Origin of the sequence: Rhodococcus xishaensis (assembly GCF_004011825.1) — a bacterium.
Classification (GTDB): domain Bacteria; phylum Actinomycetota; class Actinomycetes; order Mycobacteriales; family Mycobacteriaceae; genus Prescottella; species Prescottella xishaensis.
The window spans coordinates 327,024-351,747 of sequence record NZ_RKLO01000004.1 but is presented as its reverse complement, the minus strand read 5'-3'; the positions used below and the strand labels follow the sequence as shown (position 1 = coordinate 351,747).

The following is a 24,724-nucleotide window of genomic DNA, read 5'->3' as shown; positions in this document are numbered from 1 at the left end:
GCCCCCATCATCCTCCTCGGCCCAAACCTCTGTTCGACGCCTCACACTGGAATCAGACGCACCACCAGGACGGAGAGGACTCTATGGCCTCGGGCAGCGGGCTCCCGGCAGAGACGGCGGACAAGCGAGAGCACGACAGCACCGCCGTCCCGGTCGGACGCGGGCGTCTCGCGGAGGTTCCGCACGTCGCGGGTCTGGTGCTGGGGGTGTTCTCCGTCCTGGTCTTCCTGTGGAGCCTGTCGCCCGTGCTCCGGAATCTCCTCCATACCCCCCGCGTCTACGTCGACGACTACTACTTCGCCGCACCCGATACGAGCCTGTCGTGGGCGGTTGTGGTCGGTCTGGTCGCAGCGGCCCTCGCGAGTCGCAAACGCATCGCGTGGTGGCTGCTGACCGCCTACATGGCCGCATTCGCGGTCCTCAACGCGATCGACGCGGTGACCGACAGGAACGTCAACTCCGCGATCGCCTGCCTGGTTCAGGTGGCCGTGGTGGGCGTTCTCATCGCCTCCCGCAAGCAGTTCTACACGCGGGTCCGTCATGGCGCGGGCTGGAAGGCACTGTCCGTACTGCTGGTCGGGCTCGCGGTCGGCACCCTGCTCGGCTGGGGGCTCGTCGAACTGTTCCCAGGCACGCTGCCTCCGGACGAGCGGTTCCTGTGGGCCCTCAACCGTGTGATCGCACTCGTCGCGATCGGCAGCGAACAGTTCGACGGTCACCCAGACGTGATCGTCGACATTCTCCTGGGGCTCTTCGGCGCAATCGCGCTGTTGGCCGCGGTGATCACCCTCTTCCGGTCGCAGCGGGTCTCGAACGCCCTGACCGGCAACGACGAGTCCGCCCTGCGCGGTCTGCTCGAGCCCTTCGGCGCGAGCGATTCCCTCGGGTACTTCGCGACCCGACGCGACAAGGCCGTCATTTTCGCCCCCAGCGGCAAGGCCGCGGTGACGTATCGCGTGGAGGTGGGGGTTTGCCTGGCGAGCGGCGACCCGATCGGGAACCCGGAGGCGTGGCCGCACGCGATCGACGCCTGGCTCGCCCTGTGCTCCAAGTACGGCTGGGCGCCCGCGGTGCTCGGTGCGAGCGAAGCGGGCGCGACCGCGTACCAACGCGCGGGACTGTCGGTTCTGGAACTCGGTGACGAGGCGATCCTCGAGACCCGGGACTTCACGCTGAACGGCCGCGAGATGCGGCAAGTGCGGCAAGCGGTCCACCGCCTCCGCAAGGAGGGTGCGACCGTCCGCGTCCGACGCCACCGCGACATCCCACCGGACCAGCTGGCCGAGGTCATCTCCCGGGCCGACAAGTGGCGTGACACCGAAACCGAGCGGGGCTTCTCGATGGCACTCGGCCGGCTCGGCGATCCACTCGACGGCGACTGCCTACTGGTCGAGGCGATCGCGGCGGACGGCGCGGTGCTGGGCATGCTGTCGTTCGTGCCGTGGGGACCCAACGGCGTCTCGCTGGATCTGATGCGCCGGAATCCTAAGGCCCCCAACGGCGTTGTCGAGTTGATGGTCAGCGAACTCGCGACCCACGCCGCCGAGTTCGGCGTCGCCCGGGTATCGCTGAACTTCGCAACGTTCCGCTCGACATTCGAGGAGGGAGCCCGTCTCGGTGCCGGCCCGGTCCTCCGGATCTGGCGATCGATACTGCTGTTCTTCTCCCGCTGGTGGCAGCTCGAGGCCCTGTACCGGTCGAATGTGAAGTACCAGCCGGAATGGACGCCGCGCTACCTGTGCTTCGACGACAACCGTCACCTGCCGCGCGTCGGCATCGCGTCGATCATCGCCGAGGGTTTCCTCACGCTGCCCACTTTCGGTCACCGGGCGAACGCGCCCACCCACACCGGTCGCCGGGCCGCCGTGCCGAATGCGCTGGCGGGCTCCGGAATTCTGCACGCCGACGGCAGTGCACCGGACGTTGCCGAGGGGGCCCTGCCGCCCACCTCCCGTGACCTCTCGACCGCAGAGGAGCCGACCGGACCGCATCGTCCCGAGCAGGTGCGGGTGCGACTGGACAAGCTCGCCCGGCTCACCGAGGCCGGCATCGACGCGTACCCGCCGGCCAGTCCCCCGACCCACACGGTCGCCGCCGCGGCGGCCTCACCCGAGGGCACACACGTACGAATCGCGGGGCGACTGTTACGGATCCGCACTTACGGCGGGATCGCGTTCGCGGTGCTGCGGGACTGGTCGGGCGAGATCCAGATACTCATCGACCGCACCGCCGTCGGGGACCGGCTGGACGCCTTCTCCACCGAGTTCGACCTCGGCGACCTCATGGAGGTCAGCGGGACCATCGGTCGCAGCCGCCGAGGCGAGCTGTCAGTGCTCGCGACGGACTGGCGGATGAACGGCAAGTGCCTCCACCCGCTGCCGGACAAGTGGAAGGGGCTCACCGACGCCGAGACGAAGGTGCGCCAGCGCTACGTCGATCTCGCGATCAACCCAGAGTCACGCCGTCTGCTCGCCGCGCGCACCGCGATCGTGCGATCGCTGCGCGACTCGCTTACCGACCGCGGTTACCTCGAGGTCGAGACGCCGGTCCTGCAGCGCACCCACGGCGGCGCCAACGCGGCCCCGTTCGTCACCCACATCAACGCGTACGACCTGGACCTGTACCTACGCATCGCACCCGAACTCTTCCTCAAGCGGCTGTGTGTGGCGGGCGTGGAGAAGGTGTTCGAGATCGGCCGCGTCTTCCGCAACGAGGGTGTCGACTTCAAGCACAACCCGGAGTTCACGATCCTCGAGGCGTACGAGGCGCACAGCGACCACGAACGCATGATGGTGCTGTGCCGGGAGCTGATCCAGGGCGCCGCCGTCGCCGCCCACGGCAGCCAGACTGTGATGCGGCCCGGCGCGGACGGCGAACTCACGGAGGTCGACATCTCCGGCGAGTGGCCCGTCAAGACGATGCACGGAGCGATCTCCGAGAAACTCGGAATCGACATCACCCCCCAGACCCCGCTCGACGACCTGCGAAAGCTGTGCGACGCCAACAAGGTCGAGTACCGGAAGCGCTGGGACTCGGGCGCCGTCGCCCACGAACTGTACGAACAGTTGGTCGAGGCGCACACCGAGTTCCCGACGTTCTACACCAACTTCCCGATATCGATCTCGCCCCTGACCCGTCCGCACCCCACGCTCACCGGCGTCGCCGCTAAGTGGGACCTGGTGGCGTGGGGAACGGAGCTGGGCACCGCCTACAGCGAGTTGACCGATCCGATCGAACAGCGGCGGCGGCTGACGGGGCAGTCCCTGCTCGCGGCCGGCGGCGCCCCGGAGGCCATGGAACTCGACGAAGACTTCCTGCAGGCTCTCGAGCACGGGATGCCGCCGACCGGCGGACTCGGCCTGGGCGTCGACCGAATCGTCATGCTGATCACCGGCGGCAGCATCCGCGAGTCACTCGCGTTCCCGTTCGTCAAGCCCCGAAACCCTTAGGCGGACGAGCGTCGGGGAGGGGCTCTTCGACCGGTTCGGTTCCCTGTCAGGATCGGTAGTCGAGTCGGGTCATCATCCCCGCTTCCAGGTGATACCCGTTGTGACAATGGAGCATCCAGTCACCGGGATTGTCGGCCACGAGGTCGACGGCCACGCTTTGCATCGGCAGCACGTTGACAGTGTCCTTACGAGCACCCGGGGTGCCGTCGGGGTTCACCACCTGAAAAGTGTGTCCGTGCAGGTGCATCGGGTGCCACATCATCGTCTTGTTCGTGAAGGTGAGCCGCGCCCGCTGCCCCTCCTTGACGGTCAAGGGCTCCGTCTGGTCGTAGGTGCGGCCGTTGATGGTCCATCGATAGCTCATCATGTCTCCGCCGAGCTCTGCGCTGAGATCCACGTCCGGCGGACCCTGCGGGAGCATCACTTCGCCTGTGGCGGTGAACATGTCGACGGTGCCGACGCGCCCATCCAGTTCACGTGGGCGCACATCCGGGCCGGGTGCGGATCCGGGACCGCTACGAAGGAGCGCGAAAGCCTGCGCGTTCTTTCCTTCGGCCGAAGCGACCAGTGGGAAAACGCCCTCTCCCACTGTCACAATAACGTCGTACCGTTCCGCCATCCCGATCAACACGGCATCGACCTCGGTGGGAACGACCGGGAAGCCGTCGGTGTGCGTCACTGTCATGCGGTGCCCACCGAGGGCCACACGGAAGGCGGTGTCGGCCCCGGCGTTGATGAACCGGATCCGGACCCTCTGGCCTGGCTTGGCATCGAACGAGGTGGGAGCGGATGGCATCCTGCCGTTGATCAGATAGGTGGGGTAGATGACATCACCTGGGTCACCTCCGAGCAGTTCGCTCGAACCTTTCCCGGACCCTTCCTCGTCGGAGTGCTCGACCGCGCCCATACCAGGCATGTCCATACCCGGCATGTCCATGCCCGGCATGGAATCGTGCCCCATCTCGCCCATTCCACCTGAACGAAGGTCGTCGAGGATCTGCTCCGGATCGGCGCCCATGCCGTCGATCCAGTCGTCGAGGGTGACGACCCATTCGGCGTCGTAGTCCAGGGGTTCGTTCGGATCATCGACGATCACTGGGACGTAGAGGCCGTAATCGGTCTGCATGCCCACGTGAGGATGCGCCCAGTACGTGCCCGAATGCGGCACCGAGAACTTATAGGTGAACGACTCCCCTGCCGCGATGTCGGGGGTCGCGGGAGCGGCGCCGTCCATGTCGTTGCGCAACGCGATGCCGTGCCAGTGCAGCGAGGTCGTGTCGGACATTCTGTTGTGCACGGTCACAGCGAGCTCATCCCCGATGTTCGCGCGGATCGCAGGGGCGGGCACGGAATCCCCGTAGGCCAAGGTGCGTACCGTTTTGCCGCCGAGATCGATGTCGGTGCGGTGGGCGGTGAGCTCGGCGGCCACCGTTCGTCCGGTGTGCGGTCGTTTCGCCTCGGCCGCGAGGATCGCGCTCTCGTCGACACCGGAAGCGGTGGTGCTCATCGAGGTTGAGGTGTTCGTACTGCATGCGGTCAATGCCAGACCGCCGAACCCCAGTGCTGTAGCGCCGAGGAATTTGCGCCTGCTGAGGGCGGGGCCGATGTTAGCGAAGGTATTCAAGGAACTCTCTCCAGAAGTGTGTGCTGCAGCCAGAGGAAGTGCAGCATGGGTGGAACGTGCTTCGAGTCCGTACCGGCACGAAAGTGGAGGTACGGGTGGGTCGAATCACGTTCGTAGGACACACTTCAGGCGTAGGACGTCGACTCCGGAGGATGGAGGCCCCCGCCGGGTTTCCGGGTGCGTCCTGGCCTGGCCCTTTGCCGATTCTGCGCTCGCTCCGAGCGCGACCAGGACAAGGAAACCGAGCATCAGGGGACTGACCGCGGCAGCCTGGCGCGGAAGGGTTGCCACGCAGCTCTCGCCCGACATCTCCATGGCAGTTGCTGGTCCGGCGCCCTGACTGATGGATCGAGGCGAGGTGGACGGATGCTCCTTCTCCAGGTACGCCGTCTCCGAGTCCACCGCCGCCTTCTTGGGCAACGCCGTCCCGCTGGATGAGTCGGGTCCGGGGATCGGCAGCACGGTGCTGGCCCCTGGGCATACATTCGTCCCGCCGGCGGTATTGGTCGCGGCGTTGGCGAGGCCGTGCATTGTCAGCAAGCCCGTCAAGAGCACCAAGCAGATCACCGCACGGCGCCAGCTCCTGATCAAAGGTGACAGGAAGCTCATCACGGGATCCTTCAGCAGTAGACAACCGCCCGAATCGTACCCCCCAGGGGTGTGTCACACCAATGCTCAACGGAGTGATGCTCGTCGCTCCTACGAGCGTCCACCGGGGGCGCCGGAGGGCGGCGCACGCCCCCCCGCGGGCCCCGTGGTCAGGCAATCGGGCGCAGCGGGTGAATACCCGGGGCCCCGGCGAGGTGCGCACCGAACGTCGATGCGGCCTCCTGGAAATGAGGCATCTTTATATGGGCATCGAGGGCGTGCTGGTCCGTCCACACCTCGACGACGACGAACGTGCCCGGCGTCGACGTCGACTCGTACAGGTCGTAGGACACGCAGCCATCCTCTCTGCGACTGGCGTCCACCAGAGTGGTAAGTGCGGTACGCACTGTGTCCTCGGAGCCGGGCTTGGCCGGAATGGTCGCTACGACATGCAGATTCGACATCGAATTCCCTTCTGTGAGCGCCGCCACAGTACGCGGCATCCCCAACGGTACCCCGGTTCAATGAGACAAACGCCGCAGGTAGGCCTGTGCCCGCTCCGAACTCCAGCCGAATACCTCACCGAGACCCGTCGCCATCGTTGCCAGATAGGCGTCCGACGGTTCGGTCCGGACCACGTCGGCGCCACAAGCAGCAGAAGTGAACGTCGACATCGGTACGCCGTCGCGAGCACCCACGTGGAGGATGCGGTCGTAGCACGACGGTTCCTGTGCATGGATGTCGTCGAATTGCTCGACACTCACGAGGTAGGCGCACGCGGCGGTATCGCCGGGCAGGTCGGGATCGTAGAACGCGCGTCCGCCGCCCCACACGCGCGATTCACCCGCGAAGTAGACGGTGCCGGGCAGGCGCAGCGGGATGCGGGCCGAGGGCCCGCGGGGATCTCGCGCCCCGGGATACGCCCACGAACCACCGACCGGGCGCCCACCGCGCAGGTAACACTCGAGCCGCGCCCGGGACATGTTCGATCCGTAACTCACGTACCAGACCTGCACATTCGCGACACTACGCGCCGCAACATCGGATACAGTTTCGTATCGGATGGCCCGCGACACCGGAAAGAGGGGTGACCAGCACACATGTCCGACCTGACGACGGATGCACCCCGCCCGAGACGTGTCACGAAACGCCGCGCGGAGACGCGCCAGCGCCTCCTCGACGCCGCCGGCGAGGTGTTCGCCGAGGAGGGATTCGGCCGTTCCACCGTCGAGCAGGTCTGCGAACGGGCCGGCTACACGCGCGGCGCGTTCTACTCGAACTTCACCTCGCTCGACGAACTCTTCCTCGCGATGTGGGAACGTCAGTCGGCTCGCATGCTCGACAACATCCGCGCCTCTCTCGCCGATTCCGGCGTACAACCGAGGCCCACGACGGTCGAGACCGCGGTCGAACTCGTGCTCGCGGCAATCCCCGTGGACGACGCGTGGTACCGGATCACCGCGGAGTTCACCGCCCACGCGCTGCGGAACCCCGCCCTCAAACGTGTGATGGCGGCACGCGAGGACGCCATCTTGCACACGATCCTGCCGATCGTCGAGGACGCCCTCGCCACCGTGGGACGCCGGGTCACCGACCGCGAAGCCCTCGGCCGCGCCCTGGTCGCGCTCCACGACGGCACCACCGTGCAGATCCTGATGGAACCCGGAAACGAGACGGTCCGGCAAGCGCGCCAGCGCCTGTTCGTCACCGTCGTCAGCAATTACAGCAGCACCGATACGGACAGGAGATAGGCCGTGGCAGAACAAGCCGACGTCATCGTCGTAGGAGCGGGACTGGCAGGTCTGGTCGCGACCCACGAACTGGTCAAGGCCGGCCGCAAGGTCCTCGTCGTCGAGCAGGAGAACGTAGAAAACCTCGGTGGACAGGCGTTCTGGTCGCTCGGCGGGCTGTTCTTCGTCGACAGCCCCGAGCAGCGCCGCATGGGCATCAAGGACTCCCGTGACTTGGCCCTGCAGGACTGGCTCGGCAGCGCCGGTTTCGACCGTGATCGCGAGGACCACTGGCCGCGCCAATGGGCCGAGGCATACGTGGACTTCGCCGCCGGCGAGAAGCGCGCCTACCTCCACGACCTCGGGCTACGCGTCATGCCGAACGTCGGCTGGGCCGAACGCGGCGGCGGCCTCGCCTCCGGCCACGGAAACTCCGTGCCCCGCTTCCACATCACCTGGGGCACCGGCCCCGAGGTGGTCCGGGTGTTCCGCGACCCGGTGCTCGACGCGGCCAGCCGCGGCCAGGTCACCTTCCGGTACCGGCACCAGGTCGACGAGTTGATCGTCGAGGGCGGTGCCGTCGTGGGGGTGCGCGGCACCGTGCTCGAAGCGTCGAACGAGCCGCGCGGTGTCAAGTCGTCGCGCACGCCTGCAGGCGAATTCGAGATGCGCGCACAAGCGGTCGTCGTCACGTCCGGTGGCATCGGCGGCAATCCCGAACTGGTGCGCAAGAACTGGCCGGTCGAGCGGCTGGGTCGCGCACCCGAGCGGATGATCACCGGTGTGCCCGCGCACGTCGACGGCAGGATGCTCGAGATCACCGAGAACGCCGGCGGCAACATCGTCAACCGTGATCGGATGTGGCACTACACCGAGGGCATCGTCAACTGGGACCCGATCTGGCCCAACCACGCCATCCGAATCATCCCGGGTCCGTCGTCGCTGTGGCTCGATGCCACCGGAAAGCGCCTGCCGGTGCCGCTGTTCCCCGGCTTCGACACCCTCGCGACCCTCGAGCACATCCTGGGTACCGGACACGACCACACCTGGTTCGTCCTAACACAGTCGATCATCGAGAAGGAGTTCGCGCTCTCGGGTTCCGAACAGAATCCCGATATGACCGGCAAGGACTTGAAGCTGCTGCTCGGCCGCGTGAAAAAGGGAGCACCCGGACCGGTGGAAGCGTTCAAGCGCCACGGCGAGGACTTCATTGTCCGCGACAACCTGCGCGACCTGGTCGACGGCATGAATGCCCTGACACCCGACGCGAAGCTCGACTACGAGCAGGTGGAGCGCGAGATCGTCGCCCGCGACCGCGAGATCGAGAACACCTTCTCCAAGGACATGCAGATAATGGCGATCCGCAATGCGCGAACCTATCGCGCGGACAAGGTGATCCGCGTCGCCAAGCCACACCGCCTGTTGGACCCGGCGCATGGACCGCTGATCGCGGTGCGCCTCAATCTACTCACCCGCAAGACTCTCGGTGGGCTCGAGACCAACCTGGACTCACAGGTGATCCGCCCTGACGGCACCGTCTTCGAGGGCCTGTACGCCGCCGGTGAGGTCGCGGGCTTCGGCGGTGGTGGTGTGCACGGCTACAACGCGCTCGAGGGCACGTTCCTCGGCGGCTGCATATTCTCGGGCCGGGCGGCCGGACGCGCACTGGGCCGGAGCCTCCGATGAGCGGCCGTACCGCGCTCGTGACGGGCGCGTCGTCGGGTATCGGCCTCGAGGTGGCCCGTGCGCTGGCCACTCGCGGCTATCGCGTCCTGGGGACCACGCGCAACCCCGATGCACTGCAAGATAGTTCGCGGATTGCAGGAGTCGAGTACGTGGCGCTCGACCTCATGGACCGGTCGAGTATCGAGGCGTGCGCGCGAACCGTCGGCGACGTCGACATCCTCGTCAACAACGCGGGCGAGAGTCAGATGGGTCCACTCGAGGAGTTGCCACTGGACGCCATGGATCGGCTCTTCCGGGTGAACGTACTCGGCGCAGTGCAGTTGACGCAGCTGCTCCTGCCGGGCATGCGCGAGCGCGGCTACGGCCGCGTGGTGATGGTGGGTTCCATGCTCGCGAGCTTCCCGCTGGCGTTCCGGTCGTCTTACGTGGCCTCGAAATGCGCGCTGAAAGGATTCGCGACGGCCGCCAGGCGCGAGCTGAGTCCGTTCGGCGTGTGGCTCACCACGGTCGAACCTGGGACCATCGCCACCGGCATCGGTGACCGCCGCACCCGGTACATCGGCGACGATTCGCCGTACACGGCCGACTACGCGATCGTCTCGAAAGGGATGCGGCGCAACGAAGACCTCGGCATCCGGCCCGACCGGGTCGCTGCACTAGTGGTCAAGGCCATCGAGGCGAACAAGCCGAAACCCCTGTACGCGGTCGGGAACAAGGCACCGCTGGTGTTCACCGCCCGCCGGCTCGCCCCACGAACGGCCGTGGAGAAGATGATGGCGAGGTTCCACGGGTTGAAGTGAGCCTCAGGCGAGGGAGTTCAGCCAGTTCGCCAGCCACGACGTCGCGGTCGCCCCGTTTTCGTCGACGACGTACTGCCGGTAATCCTGATGGACCTGGGACCCATAGAACTCGCTGAGCCTGTCGACGCGGTCCTGGTTGGCGCCGTCCGACGACTGCGCGTCCAGGGCCGACATCCCGCCGGCCGCCATGAGATCATCCGCGATCACCATCGCCTCCTGCATGGTCTTCCCGGTCAACGGCGCCACCGGTGACGAATTCTGCGCCAAGAACCCGGCCAGCCGGGTGACGAAGTCGTCTTTGGGGGTGGAGCAGTACAGGTCCCCGGCCACGCAGAAGGTGCGGGTCTGCGGCGTGACCATTCCGAAGCCCCCGATGCGTGGTCCGCCCGAACCATTGCCCACCACCGGCGGTCCGATCAACGTGTCGCCCTCCGACCGGCGGGGGTCGGACAGCAGTCCCACCGCAACCATCCGCGACGACGGCACCACGCCCAGACCGGTACCGATCTCGGCGGCCAGATCGCCTGCCGCATCCGCACCCTGGCTGTAGCCCACGAGTGCGAAGTTCGTGTTGTCGCAACGCTGCGCAACGTCCGCGATGATCCCGCGGGCGTTGTCGACGGCCTGCCGTTTCGACGCCCCGTACACCTCGGTCTCCCACGGGAACGCCGTCGCCGCATAGGTGACGTAATCGACGCCTACCGAGTCAGGCAGAGGATCGGTGACCGCACCGAGCATGCCCGGACCGCGATGCGCACCCGGATCGGTCGTGGTCTCCCAGGTCCCCGGGATGGCGACGACGTGCAGGTCCGGGCATGCCGGCGCGGCCTGAGCCGTCCCCGCTCCGACCGCGACCACGGAACCGAAAACCGTTACGACACAAGCCCCAAACCCGGACAGAACCCTCTTCACACGCATCGACACCGCACCCCACTCGCTCGATCGACGTGGTCACTTCCCTGACCACGGCCGTAACGTCCCTACTGTGACAACGCCTGCGACAGACGCAACATATCGTATGTTGGCAGGTCCACGTTGCGCGACGATGCACGTTCGGTAAACGTACGTTACCCAGGGGTGGGCGAAACGTACTTCCCTCCTCCCGAGAACAACACACCGGTGGGGTGTCGCCGCAGTCCGCGGTGACACCCCACCGGTGTTGTCAGTGCTGCTTGTGGCAGCTATCAGCGATCGGGAACCGGAGGATCAGGAACCGAATCCCTCGAGGCTACCGAACGGGTTGGTCGTCGGTGGCTCGGGCACCACCAGTTCCTGTGGCTCCGAAGCCGAATCGACGAACCCGGCGGATGCGACGAATTCGGCGGTGACACTGTAGGTTCCGGCGTTCAAGAACGTCGTCGGTAGCGTCGCGACGCCGTCGACGACGTCGACCGGCGCACCGAGCGGCGCGTTACCGAGCTTGAACTGGACCTTGCCGTTCGCGTTCGCCGGATCGACGGTCGCGACCAGCGTCACCGGGCTGCCGTTGGGCACCGTACCGACCGGAGCCAGCGTGGTCGTGGTGAGCACGTCGGCCGGCGGCGCATTGGTCACGCTCACCGGGAAGGCCGGCGAGACCGATCCCAAGAAGCCATCGGTACCCGAGTACCGCGCGATCACCCGGTGCGTACCAGTGCTGGTGAACGTGTACGGCGCGATTGCCGCACCATCCGAGCCGACCTCGGCGGTCAGGGTCTGACCGTCGACGACGAACTCGACCGTGCCACCCTGCACGGCAGGGGTCACCTGCGCGGACAGGTTCACGTCCTGGCCCACGTACGCCTTGTCCGGCGACTCCACCGCGATGCTGGTGGCAACGTTGTCGGTGCTGACGTTGATCGTCTTCGGCCCCGAGGTGGATCCGGTGAAGCCGTCGCTGCCGGAGAACACGGCCGTGATCGAGTGATCGCCCTCGGAGTCGAATGCGTGCTCGATCGACGCCGAACCGTCGACCACGTCGGCCTCACCGATCGGGGTGCCCCAGTCCAGGAACTCCACTGTGCCACCCGACGGCGCCGGGTCGATGTTCGCGGTCAGGGTGACCGGGGCGTCGATCTTCGCCGCGTCCGGACCCGAGATCGTCGTGGTGGTCTCCCTGTCAGCCTCGATGATCGGCACCGATGCCAGCGGGCCCGCACCCTCATTGAGGGGTGAACCCGCGTTCGCAGCATTCCGCGGGGTGCAACGGGTCGGCGCCCACACGGTGCCGACCAGTGGCGCGGATAGCTTCGCCGTGAACGTCAGGAAGTTCTTGTTGTCGTTCCAGTTCCCTGCGGCACCGCTGGTGCGCAGCTTGAGCTCGACGGTGCCCGAGTCGCCAGCCTTCAATCGTGCCTTGACCTGCGGGAGCTGGAAGTAGGTGTAGCCGTTGGAGGTGGGGTTGCCGTCGATATCCTTTCCAGTCGCGACGACCCTGATTCCGCCCGTACTGGTGGTGCTCGACGACGGGCCGTTCCCGATGACCTCGTTGTTGCCGGACAGCCGCAGGAGGGAGCCGTTCGGATCCACGTTCCCGTTGCTGTCGACCCGCAGGACGTTCGGGGCGACGCCGCTCAGCCCCACTGACGTGAACGGCACGACCTCGGCGCTTACCAACTCCGCGTTCTGCGGAACATCGACGTCGATCTTGACCCGAGAGACGTCCGAGATGGTTGCAATCGACACGTCTCTCGGGAAGCCGATCGGCCCGGGCTGGATGGTGACGTCGAACTCCTCACCGGCGTTGACACTGGCCGGCGCGTCGACGATGACCGAACCGGTCTCCACGAGCGCCTCCGGACCAGCCAACGAAGTATTCGGTGTGGCGAGACATGCCGTCTTGAACGACGTCGTTATCGGTGCTGCTTGAGCGGGTATTCCGCCCGTCATGGTGAGGCCGGCGACCAGAGCTCCGATACCGATCGGAGCGGCGAGCCGGCGAATTCTGCTCTGCTGCACAATTTCTCCTGATTGATGGTGGTTTCGGATACTCAGCCGAAGAGTCCCTCGAGCGAGCCCAGCGGGCCCGGTCCGGAATCCTCACCGACGGTGAGGACCGTCGGGCCCGACACCGAGTCCGCGAAGTCCGGACCGCCGACGAAGCTCGCCGTCACCGCGTGGGTGCCGACCACGTCGAAGCTGTGGGTCAGCGTCGCGACACCGTCGACGACCTCGGCGGTGCCCAGCACCGTGGTCCCCGAGCGGAACTCGACCGTGCCATCGGCGGTGCCGGGATCGACGGTCGCGGTGAATGTCACCTGCTGGCCGACCGCGGTCTTACCGCTCACCTCGAGCAGGGTCCGGGTCTCCGTGCGCGCAGGCTCGGGATCGGTGACGGTGACAGTGAATCCGGCCGACGCCGACGGCTCGAACCCGGCGGTGCCGGTGAACTCGGCGACCACGTTCGCCGTGCCCGCGACCTCGAAGGTGTGCGGCAGCACCGCGACACCGTCGGCGGTACCCACCGGCGCGGTCCCGACCTCGACACCGTCGACCAGGAACCGCACGTCACCACCGGACGGGATCGGCAGCACCGTCGCCGACAGGTTGACCGGCGTGCCGGTCACCGCGGTCACCGGCTCGACGACCGTGGTGGTGGTGCCCCAGTCGGGATCGTTGACGGTGATCTCGGCGGGCGAGGAAACGGAGTTGAGGTAGCCACCGGTGCCGGCGAATTCGGCGGTGATGCTGTGTGACAAGGCCTCCGGGAAGGAACGGGTGAGGCTCGCCGCGCCGTCCACGACAGCGACCGGCTGACCGTAGTTCTCGCCGTCGACCTTGAACTGCACCCGGCCCGTGGCCGTATCCGGAGTGATCGATGCCGTCGCGGTCACGTCCTCACCGACCAAGGCGGTAGCCGGAACCTGCAGCGCCGTGGAGGTATCGGCGGTCACATCCACCGTCGCCGGCGCCGACGTCGAGTCGTAGAAGCCCGAGTCCGCCAGGAAGTTCGCGGTGATCTCGTGCGCGCCGACCGTGTCGAACGTGTGCGACAGTGTCGCGACACCGCCCACCACATCGACCGGCGAACCGATATCGGCGCCACCGTCCTTGAACTGCACCCGGCCGTCCGCGTTCGACGGATCCAGGGTGGCCGTCAGCGTGGCCGGCTCACCGGTCTTCGCCGCCGCCGGCGCATCCAGCGTCGTCGTCGTGTTCACGGTCGGATCCTCGACCCGCACCCACACACCGAACGGGTTGCTGCCCGCGTCGTCCCACACCCGGACCTCGGCGAATGCGCCGGAGTCGTAGTCTCCGAACTGCGCATTGGCCGGCACCCGGTAGGACGCCTCGAGGGTCAGCGTCTCGTTGTTCTCGAGGTCGAAACCACCGACCAGGAAGGTGCACCGGTCCTTGCACGTCGCGGTCACGCCGCCGTCGGAGTTGTAGGCGATGTTGTGCTTGTCGGTCCACGTGGTGTACGTGACCTTCACACTGCTGCGGATCAGCTCGAACCCAGCCGGGGGCATGTCCCGCAGATGGGCGATCGACAACCGGACCTGGTCGTCGTTGTGCTTCCTGACCGTTGTCTTGTAGGTGACGATGTCACCGGGGTTCACCACATTGCTGCCGACTACCTCCTTCGTCAGCAACAACCTGCCCGTGTCCTGGGAATTGCTCGAAGGCGGCGGCGGCGCGGCCGCGGCGGTGCCGACACCGGCACCGAGTATCAATGCGATCACAGAGCCTGCGGCGAGTACCGGACTCGCGACTCTGCGCAGGGTTGACGAAAACACTCATCCTCCTTGGGGGAACCCGCCTCCCGACCCGGCGGTGTTGTATGCATCACACAAAGCTGCACCCTAGCCTTTGCAAGTTCGTTGCAAAGGCGTTTTCTGGTCATCCGTTCAGTTAGACGTCCGACCATGAGACACCGGGGGTGTCACCGCAGTCTGCGATGACACCCCCGGGGTCAGTGCTGCTTGTGGCAGCTATCCGTGCTCAGGAACTGAATGCTCAGGAACCGAATCCCTCGAGGCTGCCGAACGGGCTGGTCGTTGGTGGCTCGGGCACCGTCAATTCCTGTGGCTCCGAAGCCGAATCGACGAATCCAGCGAATGCAACGAATTCGGCTGTGACACTGTAGGTTCCGGCGTTCAAGAACGTCGTCGGCAGCGTCGCGACGCCGTCGACAACGTCGACCGGCGCACCGAGCGGCGCGTTACCGAGCTTGAACTGGACCTTACCGTTCGCGTTCGCCGGATCGACGGTCGCGACCAGAACAACCGGGCTGCCCGGAGTCACCGTGCCGACCGGATCCAGCGTGGTCGTGGTGAGCACGTCCTCCGGCGGCGCGTTGGTCACGCTCACCGGGAAGGCCGGCGACACAGATCCAGCGAAGCCATCGGTGCCGGAGTAGCGAGCGATCACCCGGTGCGTACCGGTGTTGGTGAACGTGTACGGCGCGATCGCCGCACCGTCGGCGCCGACCTCGGCGGTCAGGGTCTGACCGTCGACGACGAACTCGACCGTGCCACCCTGCACGGCAGGGGTCACCTGCGCGGACAGGTTCACGTCCTGGTCCACGTACGCCTTGTCCGGCGAGACGATCGCGATGCTGGTGGCGACGTCGTCGGTGCTGACGTTGATCGTCTTCGGCGCCGAGGTGGAGCCGATGAAGCCGTCGCTGCCGGAGAACACGGCCGTGATCGAGTGATCGCCATCGGAGTCGAACGTGTGCTCAATCGACGCCGAACCGTCGACCACGTCGGCCTCCCCGATCGGGGTGCCCCAGTCAGAGAACTCGACGGTGCCACCCGACGGCGCCGGGTCGATGTTCGCGGTCAAGGTGACCGGGGCGCCGTTCTTCGCCGCATCCGGACCCGAGATCGTCGTGGTGGTCTCCTTGTCCGCCTCGATGATCTGCACCGATGCCAGCGGGCCCGCACCCTCGTTCAGCGGGCCGCCCGCACTGTCGCGCGGGCTGCATCGCGTCGGTGCCCATGCGGTGATGATGAGGCTCGCCTTGGGAAGGAACGTCAGGAAGTTCTTGTCGTCGTTGAAATTTCCTGCACCCCCGCTGGAACGCAGCTTGAGGTCGACTGCACCCGACTCGCCGGCCTTTAACAGAACCTTGACCTGCGGGAGCTGGAAGTAGGTGTAGCCGTCGGGGTTGGTGCTGCCATCGATGTTCTTGCCGGTCGCGACGACCTTGATGCCGCCCTCGCTGTTGATGCTCGACGACGGGCTGTTACCGATGACCTCGTTGTTGCCGGACAGTCGCAGGTAGGGACCGTTCGGATCCACCTGTCCACTGTCGTTGATCCGCAGGACGTTCGGGGCGACGCCGCTCAGTCCCACCGACGTACCTGGCACCACCTCGGCACCCAGATACTCCGCGTTCTCCGGAATTTCTATGTCTAGCTTGATACGAGAGACGTTCTGGATCGATGCGCCCGACGCCGAGTCGGGGAAGCCGACCGGCCCCGGCTGGACGGCGATCTCGAAGTCCTCACCGGCGTCGACGCTGGCCGGCGCATCGATGGTTGCCGAGGCTTCCTGTGATTCCGTGACAGGACCCGCCACCGCCGACGGTGTCACCTGGCAGGTGGTCTTGAAGGTGGTCGTTACCGGTGCTGCTTGAGCGGGTATTCCGCCCGTCATGGTGAGGCCGGCGACCAGAGCTCCGATACCGATCGGAGCGGCGAGCCGGCGAATTCTGCTCTGCTGCACAATTTCTCCTGATTGATGGTGGTTTCGGATACTCAGCCGAAGAGTCCCTCGAGCGAGCCCAGCGGGCCCGGTCCGGAATCCTCACCGACGGTGAGGACCGTCGGGCCCGACACCGAGTCCGCGAAGTCCGGACCGCCGACGAAGCTCGCCGTCACCGCGTGGGTGCCGACCACGTCGAAGCTGTGGGTCAGCGTCGCGACACCGTCGACGACCTCGGCGGTGCCCAGCACCGTGGTCCCCGAGCGGAACTCGACCGTGCCATCGGCGGTGCCGGGATCGACGGTCGCGGTGAATGTCACCTGCTGGCCGACCGCGGTCTTACCGCTCACCTCGAGCAGGGTCCGGGTCTCCGTGCGCGCAGGCTCGGGATCGGTGACGGTGACAGTGAATCCGGCCGACGCCGACGGCTCGAACCCGGCGGTGCCGGTGAACTCGGCGACCACGTTCGCCGTGCCCGCGACCTCGAAGGTGTGCGGCAGCACCGCGACACCGTCGGCGGTACCCACCGGCGCGGTCCCGACCTCGACACCGTCGACCAGGAACCGCACGTCACCACCGGACGGGATCGGCAGCACCGTCGCCGACAGGTTGACCGGCGTGCCGGTCACCGCGGTCACCGGCTCGACGACCGTGGTGGTGGTGCCCCAGTCGGGATCGTTGACGGTGATCTCGGCGGGCGAGGAAACGGAGTTGAGGTAGCCACCGGTGCCGGCGAATTCGGCGGTGATGCTGTGTGACAAGGCCTCCGGGAAGGAACGGGTGAGGCTCGCCGCGCCGTCCACGACAGCGACCGGCTGACCGTAGTTCTCGCCGTCGACCTTGAACTGCACCCGGCCCGTGGCCGTATCCGGAGTGATCGATGCCGTCGCGGTCACGTCCTCACCGACCAAGGCGGTAGCCGGAACCTGCAGCGCCGTGGAGGTATCGGCGGTCACATCCACCGTCGCCGGCGCCGACGTCGAGTCGTAGAAGCCCGAGTCCGCCAGGAAGTTCGCGGTGATCTCGTGCGCGCCGACCGTGTCGAACGTGTGCGACAGTGTCGCGACACCGCCCACCACATCGACCGGCGAACCGATATCGGCGCCACCGTCCTTGAACTGCACCCGGCCGTCCGCGTTCGACGGATCCAGGGTGGCCGTCAGCGTGGCCGGCTCACCGGTCTTCGCCGCCGCCGGCGCATCCAGCGTCGTCGTCGTGTTCACGTTCGGATCCTCGACCCGCACAAACACACCGAACGGGTTACCGCCGCGGTGGGGGTCTCCCCAGGTCCTCACTCCGACCAGCGTGCCGCTGTCGTAGTCCCCGAACTGCGCATTGGCCGGCACCCGGTAGGACGCCTCGACGACCACCGTCTCGCCGTCGACGAGGTCGAAACCACCGACCAGGAAGGTGCACCGGTCCTTGCACGTAACGGTCATACCGCCGTCGGAGTTGTAGGCGATGTTGTACTTGTCGGTCCAGTTGACGTACGTGACCTTCACACTGTTGCGGATCAGCTCGAACCCGGCCGGGGGGATGTCACGGATCTCGGAGATCGACAACCGGATGCCGTTGTTGCGGTGCCTGACCGTTGTCTTGTAGGTGACGACGTCACCGGGGTGCACCACATTGCTGCCGACGACCTCCTTCGTCACCCCCAACTGGTCCTCGTTGTAGGTATTGCTCGACGGCGGCGGTTCAGATGCCGCGGCGGTGCCGACACCGGCACCGAGTAACACTGCGATCACAGAACCTGCAGCGAGTACCGGACTCGCGACTCTGCGAAGGGTAGACGAAAACACTAATCCTCCTTGGGAACCCGCCTTCCCGACCCGGCGGGCTGGCGTGGTGATGCATCACACAAGGCTGCACTCTATCCGTTGCAGGATCGTTGCAGAAGGGTTTTCTGGGCGTTTGTTCAAGAAGAGCTCATGGGAATCTCATGGGAATGGGGAAAGGCCCCGTTTCACGCGAGGCGAAGCGTGAAACGGAGCCTTTCGGATCCGCGAGAAGTGCGGGGACGACGCTGGCGGCCCCCGCCGTGATCAGCGCTGCGGAGCGCTGGTCGGCACGATCGGCGTGGGTAGCGCCGTCGAGCCCTCCAGGAAGTTGTCGACTGCGGCCGCGCAGGAGCGGCCCTCGGCAATGGCCCACACGATCAGCGACTGACCGCGGCCCATGTCGCCGGCAACGAACACACCGGGAACGTTGGTCTCCCACCCGGACGAACGAGCCACGTTTCCGCGCTCGGTGAGGTCGACACCCAGGTCGGTGAGCAGTCCCGGCTTCTCTGGGCCGACGAAGCCCATCGCCAGGAAGACGATGTCGGCCTCGAGCTCGAAGTCGGTGCCCTCGACCTTCTCGAAGCGGCCGCTGACCATCTTGACCTCGTGCGCCTCGAGTCCGGCAACTACCTGTCGCCCTTGCTCGTCCGTTCGGCCGATGAACTCCTCGGTGTTGACCGCGAAGACGCGCTCGCCACCTTCCTCGTGTGCGGACGAGACGCGGTACATCAGCGGGTACGTCGGCCACGGAGTGGAATCGGCACGCTCTTCCGGCGGCCGCGGCATGATCTCGAACTGGTGCACGCTCTCGGCACCCTGGCGGTGCGCGGTACCGAGGCAGTCGGCACCGGTGTCACCGCCACCGATGATGACGACCTTCTTGCCCTTCGCCGTGATCGTGGGCTCCGACATGTCACCCAGCTGCACGCGGTTCGCGATAGGCAGGTACTCCATCGCCTGGTGGATGCCCTCGAGCTCGCGCCCCGGGATCGGCAGGTCGCGCGCCTCGGTGGCACCACCGGCGAGGACGACCGCGTCGAACTGCTCGCGCAGCTGCTCGGCGGTGACGTCGACACCGACGTTGACGCCGGTGCGGAACACCGTGCCCTCGGCCTCCATCTGCGCCAGACGGCGGTCGATGTGGCGCTTCTCCATCTTGAACTCGGGGATGCCGTAGCGGAGCAGACCGCCGATGCGGTCGTCGCGCTCGAAGACCGTCACCGAGTGGCCGGCGCGCGTGAGCTGCTGTGCGGCAGCCAGACCCGCCGGCCCGGAGCCGACGACGGCAACCTTCTTTCCGGTGATGTGCGACGCGCGCACCGGCTGGACCCAACCCTCGTCGAAGGCGCGGTCGATGATCTCGACCTCGACCTGCTTGATGGTGACCGGGTCCTGGTTGATGCCGAGCACACACGACGCCTCACACGGCGCCGGGCACAGTCGACCGGTGAACTCGGGGAAGTTGTTGGTCGCGTGCAGCCGATCGATGCCCTCGCGCCACTGACCCTTGAAGATCAGGTCGTTCCACTCGGGGATGAGGTTTCCGAGCGGGCAACCGTTGTGGCAGAACGGGACACCGCAGTCCATGCATCGACTGGCCTGGGTCCGAAGGGTCTCAGGGCTGAAGTCTTCGTAGACTTCCTTCCAGTCCATCAGGCGCAGCGGCACCGGACGGCGGATGGGCAGCTCGCGCGACGTGTGCTTCAGAAAGCCGCTTGGATCACCCACGAGCTGCCTCCATGATTGCGTCGTCCACGTTCGTTCCGTTCTTCTTCGCGGTCTCGATAGCGACGAGAACCTTCTTGTAGTCGCGCGGCATGACCTTCGCGAAATGTGCCTTCTGGTGGGACCAGTCGGCGAGGATCCGAGCCGCAACCTCGGATCCGGTCTCGTCACGGTGGCGCTCGATGGCGCCCTTCAGCCACTCGAAGTCCTCGACGCTGAGATCCTCGAGATCGACCAACTCGGTGTTGAGGTTGGCCCCGAAATCACGGTCCGGGTTGAAGATGAACGCAACACCGCCGGACATGCCGGCACCGAAGTTGCGTCCGGTCTTGCCGAGAATGACCACCTTTCCGCCGGTCATGTACTCGCAACCGTGATCGCCCACACCCTCGACGACAGCGGTGGCGCCGGAGTTGCGGACTGCGAAACGTTCACCGACGATGCCGCGGATGAGGACCTCACCCTTGGTGGCACCGAACAAGATCACGTTGCCGCCGATGATGTTCTCCTCGGGTACGAAACCCTCGGCCGTCTGCAGCGGCGGGCGGACGATGATCCGCCCACCGGACAGCCCCTTGCCGACGAAGTCGTTGGCATCACCGTGCAACCGCATCATCATGCCCTTGGGCACGAACGCACCGAAACTGTTGCCGGCCGAACCCGTGAAGGTGATGTCGATCGTGTTGTCCGGCAGGCCTTCCGCACCGTAAGCCTTCGTCAACTCGTGGCCGAGCATGGTGCCGACAGTTCGGTTGACGTTGGTGATCTCCGACTCGAACGCGATGGCCTCGCCCTTGTCGAGGGCCGGACGCGCCTGCTGGATGAGCTGCTGATCGAGCGCCTTCTCGAGGCCGTGCTCCTGCGTACCCGAGCAGTACAGGTCCTGGTCCGCGAACGCGGACTCGACCTTGTGCAGGATCGGCGACAGGTCCAGCTTGGACGCCTTCCAGTGCTCGATCGCCTCGGTGGTGTCGAGGAGATCGACTTGGCCGACGGCCTCCTGCAGTGTGCGGAAGCCCAGCTCGGCGAGCAGCTCACGCACCTCCTCGGCGATGAACATGAAGAAGGTCTCGACGAACTCGGGCTTACCGGTGAAGCGCTTGCGTAGCACCGGGTTCTGCGTCGCCACACCAACCGGGCAGGTGTCCAGGTGGCACACACGCATCATGATGCAGCCCGAGACCACCAGCGGCGCGGTCGCGAAACCGAACTCTTCACCGCCGAGGAGTGCCGCGATCATGACGTCGCGGCCGGTCTTCATCTGACCGTCGACCTGGACCACGATGCGGTCACGAAGCCCGTTGAGCAGCAGCGTCTGCTGGGTCTCGGCCAGGCCGATCTCCCACGGGGCCCCCGCATGCTTGAGCGAGGTCAGCGGCGACGCACCCGTACCACCGTCGTGACCGGAGATCAGGACCACGTCGGCGTGGGCCTTCGACACACCCGCGGCAACGGTGCCGACACCGAGCTCCGAGACCAGCTTGACGTGGATGCGGGCCGCGGGATTGGCATTCTTCAGGTCGTGGATCAGCTGTGCCAGATCCTCGATCGAGTAGATGTCGTGGTGCGGCGGAGGCGAAATGAGGCCGACGCCCGGGGTTGAGCCACGCACCTCGGCAACCCACGGGTACACCTTGTGCGGCGGCAACTGGCCACCCTCACCCGGCTTCGCACCCTGCGCCATCTTGATCTGGATGTCGGTGCAGTTGCTCAGGTAGTGCGACGTGACACCGAAGCGGCCCGACGCGACCTGCTTGATCGCCGACCGGCGCGAGTCACCGTTCTCGTCCGGCGTGAACCGCGACGGGTGCTCGCCGCCTTCACCGGAATTCGATCGGCCACCGAGACGGTTCATCGCGATCGCGAGCGTCTCGTGGGACTCCGCCGAGATCGAGCCGTAGCTCATCGCTCCGGTCGAGAAGCGCTTGACGATCTCGCTGGCGGGTTCCACATCGTCGATCGAGATGGGCTCGCGCACACCGGTCTTGAACTTGAACAGGCCACGCAGCGACGCCAAACGTTCCGACTGGTCGTCGACGAGCTTCGTGTACTCCTTGAAGATCTCGTACTGGCCGGTGCGAGTGGAGTGCTGCAGCTTGAACACCGTGTCCGGGTTGAACAGGTGGTACTCGCCCTCGCGACGCCACTGGTACTCGCCGCCCACCTCGAGCTCACGGTGCGCCCGCAGCTCGGGACGGTCCAGGTACGCCTTGGCGTGGCGCGCGGCGACATCCGCTGCGATCTCGTCGAGGCCGATGCCGTCCAGGTTGGAGCGCAGGCCACTGAAGTACTCGTCGACGAGCTCCTGCGAAAGTCCGATGACCTGGAACAGCTGGGCGCCGGTGTACGACGCGAGCGTCGAAATGCCCATCTTGGACATCACCTTGAGCACGCCCTTGCCTGCGGCCTTGATGTAGTTCGCGACGGCCTTGTCGAGCGTCACCCCCGGCAACTGGTTGCCGCGCAGCAACTCGTCGATCGTCTCGAAAGCCATGTACGGGTTGACCGCGCCGGCACCGAAGCCGAGCAGCGCAGCCATGTGGTGGACCTCGCGGGCGTCACCGGCCTCGACGATCAGGCCGACCTTGGTGCGGGTCTTCTCACGCACCAGGTGGTGGTGCACCGCCGAGGTGAGCAGCAGCGACGGGATCGGCGCGTACTTCTCGTTGGACTCACGGTCCGACAGCACGATGATCCGGGCACCGCCGGCGATCGCCTCGGAGACCTTCTCTCGCACCGTGTCCAGCGCCTTGCGCAGCCCCTCTCCGCCCTGTGCGACGGGGTACAGGCCACGGACGATGACGCTGCGGAAGTGTGGGTACTGGCCGTTGTCGTTGACGTGGATCAGCTTCGACAGGTCGTCGTTGTGCAGGATCGGCTGCGACAGCGCGATCTGGTGGCACGACTCGGCCGACGGGTGGAGCAGGTCGGACTCCGGTCCGAGCGTGCCGCCCAGGCTGGTGACGATCTCCTCGCGGATCGCGTCGAGCGGCGGGTTGGTCACCTGCGCGAACAGCTGCTGGAAGTAGTCGAACAGCATCCTCGGGCGTGCCGAGAGGACCGCGATCGGCGTGTCGGTGCCCATCGAGCCCAGCGCCTCGATACCGCTGGCGGCCATCGGCTTGACGAGGAGGTTCACCTCCTCGGTGGTGAAACCGAAGATCTGCTGACGCAGCACGACCCGGTCGTGGGTCATGTACGTGTACTTGTTCTCGGGCAGGTCCTCGATCCGGACCAAGTTCTCGTCGAGCCACTGCTGGTAGGGGTGCTCGGCGGCGAGCTCCGACTTGATCTCGTCGTCCGAGATGATGCGGCCCTGGGCGGTGTCGACCAGGAACATGCGGCCGGGCTGCATACGCATGCGGCGCACGATCTTCTCGGGGGCGATGTCGAGGACACCGACCTCGGATGCCATGACGACCAAGCCGTCCTCGGTGACCCAAACACGCGACGGGCGCAGGCCGTTTCGGTCGAGCACGGCGCCGACGACGGTGCCGTCGGTGAAGCACACCGATGCCGGACCGTCCCACGGCTCCATGAGCGTCGAGTGGTACTCGTAGAACGCCCTGCGGGCCGGATCCATGCTCTCGTGGCGCTCCCAGGCTTCCGGGATCATCATCAGCACGGCGTGCGGCAGGCTACGGCCGCCGAGGTGCAGCATCTCGAGCACCTCGTCGAAGCGGGCGGTGTCGGACGCGCCGGGAGTGCAGACCGGGAAGATCTTCTCGACCGCGCCCTCACCGAACACATCGGACTCGATGAGCGCCTCGCGGGCCCGCATCCAGTTCTCGTTGCCACTGACGGTGTTGATCTCGCCGTTGTGGGCGACGCGGCGGAACGGGTGCGCCAGCGGCCACGACGGGAACGTGTTGGTCGAGAAACGCGAGTGGACCAGGCCCAGCGCACTCTCGAGGCGGTCGTCCTGCAGGTCGAGGTAGAAGCCCTTGAGCTGCGGCGTCGTGAGCATGCCCTTGTAGACGAAGGTCTGTCCGGACAGGCTCGGGAAGTACACCGTCTCGCGGCCCGGGCCGTCCGCGCCGGCGCCGCGGTTACCGAGCTCGTGCTCGACGCGCTTGCGGACAACGTACGCACGACGCTCGAGGTCCATCCCGGTGACCGAGTCGTCGATCGAGCCGATGAACACCTGACGGAACGTCGGCATCGCGTCACGCGCGAGCGTGCCGAGCGACGAATCGTCGGTGGGGACCCCGCGCCAGCCCAGAACCGTCAGGCCCTCCTCGGCGACGATCTTCTCGACACTCGAGGCGGCCTCGTCCGCGGCGGCCTCACCCTGGGGAAGGAACGCGATACCCGTGGCGTACGCGCCCTCGGCAGGCAGCTCGAAGTCGACGACGGCGCGCAGAAAGCGGTCCGGGACCTGCAGCAGGATCCCGGCGCCATCACCGGTGTTGGGCTCGGAACCCGCGGCACCGCGGTGCTCGAGGTTGACGAGCGCCGTGATCGCCTTTTCGACGATGTCCCGACTACGACGACCGTGCATGTCGACGACGAAAGCGACGCCACAGGCGTCGTGTTCGTTTGCCGGGTGATAGAGCCCCTGGGGCCCGGGAAGATGCTTCATACCTACTGCCTTCGTATGCGTAGATGCACCGACGACCAGCGGCACTGATGGTCATCCAACTGCAGAGCATGTGCCGACACGACGTTGTGTTCGGCACCGACCGAGAGGGGCTCTCCGTTGAGCCTC

General features: G+C 66.4%; 15 protein-coding genes. 4 read left to right on the top strand and 11 right to left on the bottom strand.

Features of this window, described 5'->3' with window-relative positions; translation table 11 throughout:
- Positions 1-83 precede the first annotated feature (83 nt).
- The gene (lysX, locus tag EGT50_RS11710) at positions 84-3,449 is read left to right on the top strand and encodes a bifunctional lysylphosphatidylglycerol synthetase/lysine--tRNA ligase LysX (protein ID WP_127954698.1); all 3,366 of its coding nucleotides are present in this window, start codon (positions 84-86) and stop codon (positions 3,447-3,449) included.
- A 46-nt stretch (positions 3,450-3,495) separates the two neighbouring features.
- On the opposite strand, the gene EGT50_RS11705 is transcribed toward lysX, so the two are convergent.
- The 4 genes from EGT50_RS11705 to EGT50_RS11690 all read right to left on the bottom strand — a co-directional run bounded on the left by EGT50_RS11705 (position 3,496) and on the right by EGT50_RS11690 (position 6,662).
- A complete protein-coding gene (locus tag EGT50_RS11705) occupies positions 3,496-4,956 on the bottom strand; it encodes a multicopper oxidase family protein (protein WP_164873395.1) in 1,461 nt (486 codons plus the stop codon).
- A 222-nt stretch (positions 4,957-5,178) separates the two neighbouring features.
- Entirely contained in the window at positions 5,179-5,682 is a 504-nt protein-coding gene (locus EGT50_RS11700; protein WP_127954696.1) for a hypothetical protein, read from the bottom strand.
- Positions 5,683-5,831: 149 nt separating this feature from the next.
- Complete coding sequence (locus tag EGT50_RS11695; RefSeq protein WP_127954694.1) at positions 5,832-6,125, bottom strand: putative quinol monooxygenase; 294 nt, start codon at positions 6,123-6,125, stop codon at positions 5,832-5,834.
- A gap of 57 nt (positions 6,126-6,182) precedes the next feature.
- Positions 6,183-6,662 (bottom strand): hypothetical protein, encoded by a 480-nt coding sequence (locus EGT50_RS11690; RefSeq protein WP_235870711.1) that lies wholly within the window; start codon positions 6,660-6,662, stop codon positions 6,183-6,185.
- A gap of 99 nt (positions 6,663-6,761) precedes the next feature.
- Here EGT50_RS11690 and EGT50_RS11685 point away from each other — a divergent pair, with 99 nt between their 5' ends.
- From EGT50_RS11685 to EGT50_RS11675, 3 genes are read left to right on the top strand one after another with little or no spacing between them, the layout of a single operon-like run.
- On the top strand, positions 6,762-7,412 hold the full coding sequence (locus EGT50_RS11685) for a TetR/AcrR family transcriptional regulator (RefSeq protein WP_127954690.1): 651 nt from the start codon (positions 6,762-6,764) through the stop codon (positions 7,410-7,412).
- 3 nt (positions 7,413-7,415) lie between these two features.
- Complete coding sequence (locus EGT50_RS11680; RefSeq protein ID WP_127954688.1) at positions 7,416-9,077, top strand: FAD-binding dehydrogenase; 1,662 nt, start codon at positions 7,416-7,418, stop codon at positions 9,075-9,077.
- Positions 9,074-9,877: an SDR family oxidoreductase gene (locus tag EGT50_RS11675; RefSeq protein ID WP_127954686.1), complete on the top strand. Its 804-nt coding sequence runs from the start codon at positions 9,074-9,076 to the stop codon at positions 9,875-9,877. Before EGT50_RS11680 ends, EGT50_RS11675 begins: the two co-directional genes overlap by 4 nt.
- A 3-nt stretch (positions 9,878-9,880) precedes the next feature.
- On the opposite strand, the gene EGT50_RS11670 is transcribed toward EGT50_RS11675, so the two are convergent.
- The 7 genes from EGT50_RS11670 to gltB all read right to left on the bottom strand — a co-directional run bounded on the left by EGT50_RS11670 (position 9,881) and on the right by gltB (position 24,598).
- Complete coding sequence (locus tag EGT50_RS11670) at positions 9,881-10,795, bottom strand: cutinase family protein (protein WP_127954684.1); 915 nt, start codon at positions 10,793-10,795, stop codon at positions 9,881-9,883.
- Between the two features lie 288 nt (positions 10,796-11,083).
- A complete protein-coding gene (locus EGT50_RS11665) occupies positions 11,084-12,814 on the bottom strand; it encodes an Ig-like domain-containing protein (protein WP_235870710.1) in 1,731 nt (576 codons plus the stop codon).
- Between the two features lie 32 nt (positions 12,815-12,846).
- The gene (locus tag EGT50_RS11660; RefSeq protein ID WP_127954679.1) at positions 12,847-14,592 is read right to left on the bottom strand and encodes an Ig-like domain-containing protein; all 1,746 of its coding nucleotides are present in this window, start codon (positions 14,590-14,592) and stop codon (positions 12,847-12,849) included.
- A 220-nt stretch (positions 14,593-14,812) separates the two neighbouring features.
- Positions 14,813-16,528: an Ig-like domain-containing protein gene (locus tag EGT50_RS11655; protein ID WP_235870709.1), complete on the bottom strand. Its 1,716-nt coding sequence runs from the start codon at positions 16,526-16,528 to the stop codon at positions 14,813-14,815.
- A 32-nt stretch (positions 16,529-16,560) separates the two neighbouring features.
- The gene (locus EGT50_RS11650) at positions 16,561-18,255 is read right to left on the bottom strand and encodes an Ig-like domain-containing protein (RefSeq protein ID WP_127954675.1); all 1,695 of its coding nucleotides are present in this window, start codon (positions 18,253-18,255) and stop codon (positions 16,561-16,563) included.
- A 297-nt stretch (positions 18,256-18,552) separates the two neighbouring features.
- Complete coding sequence (locus EGT50_RS11645) at positions 18,553-20,019, bottom strand: glutamate synthase subunit beta (protein ID WP_127954673.1); 1,467 nt, start codon at positions 20,017-20,019, stop codon at positions 18,553-18,555.
- Positions 20,012-24,598 carry a glutamate synthase large subunit gene (gene gltB, locus EGT50_RS11640; RefSeq protein ID WP_127954671.1) on the bottom strand — a complete coding sequence of 1,529 codons (4,587 nt, stop codon included), beginning with the start codon at positions 24,596-24,598 and terminating at the stop codon, positions 20,012-20,014. Before gltB ends, EGT50_RS11645 begins: the two co-directional genes overlap by 8 nt.
- Positions 24,599-24,724: the final 126 nt, after the last annotated feature.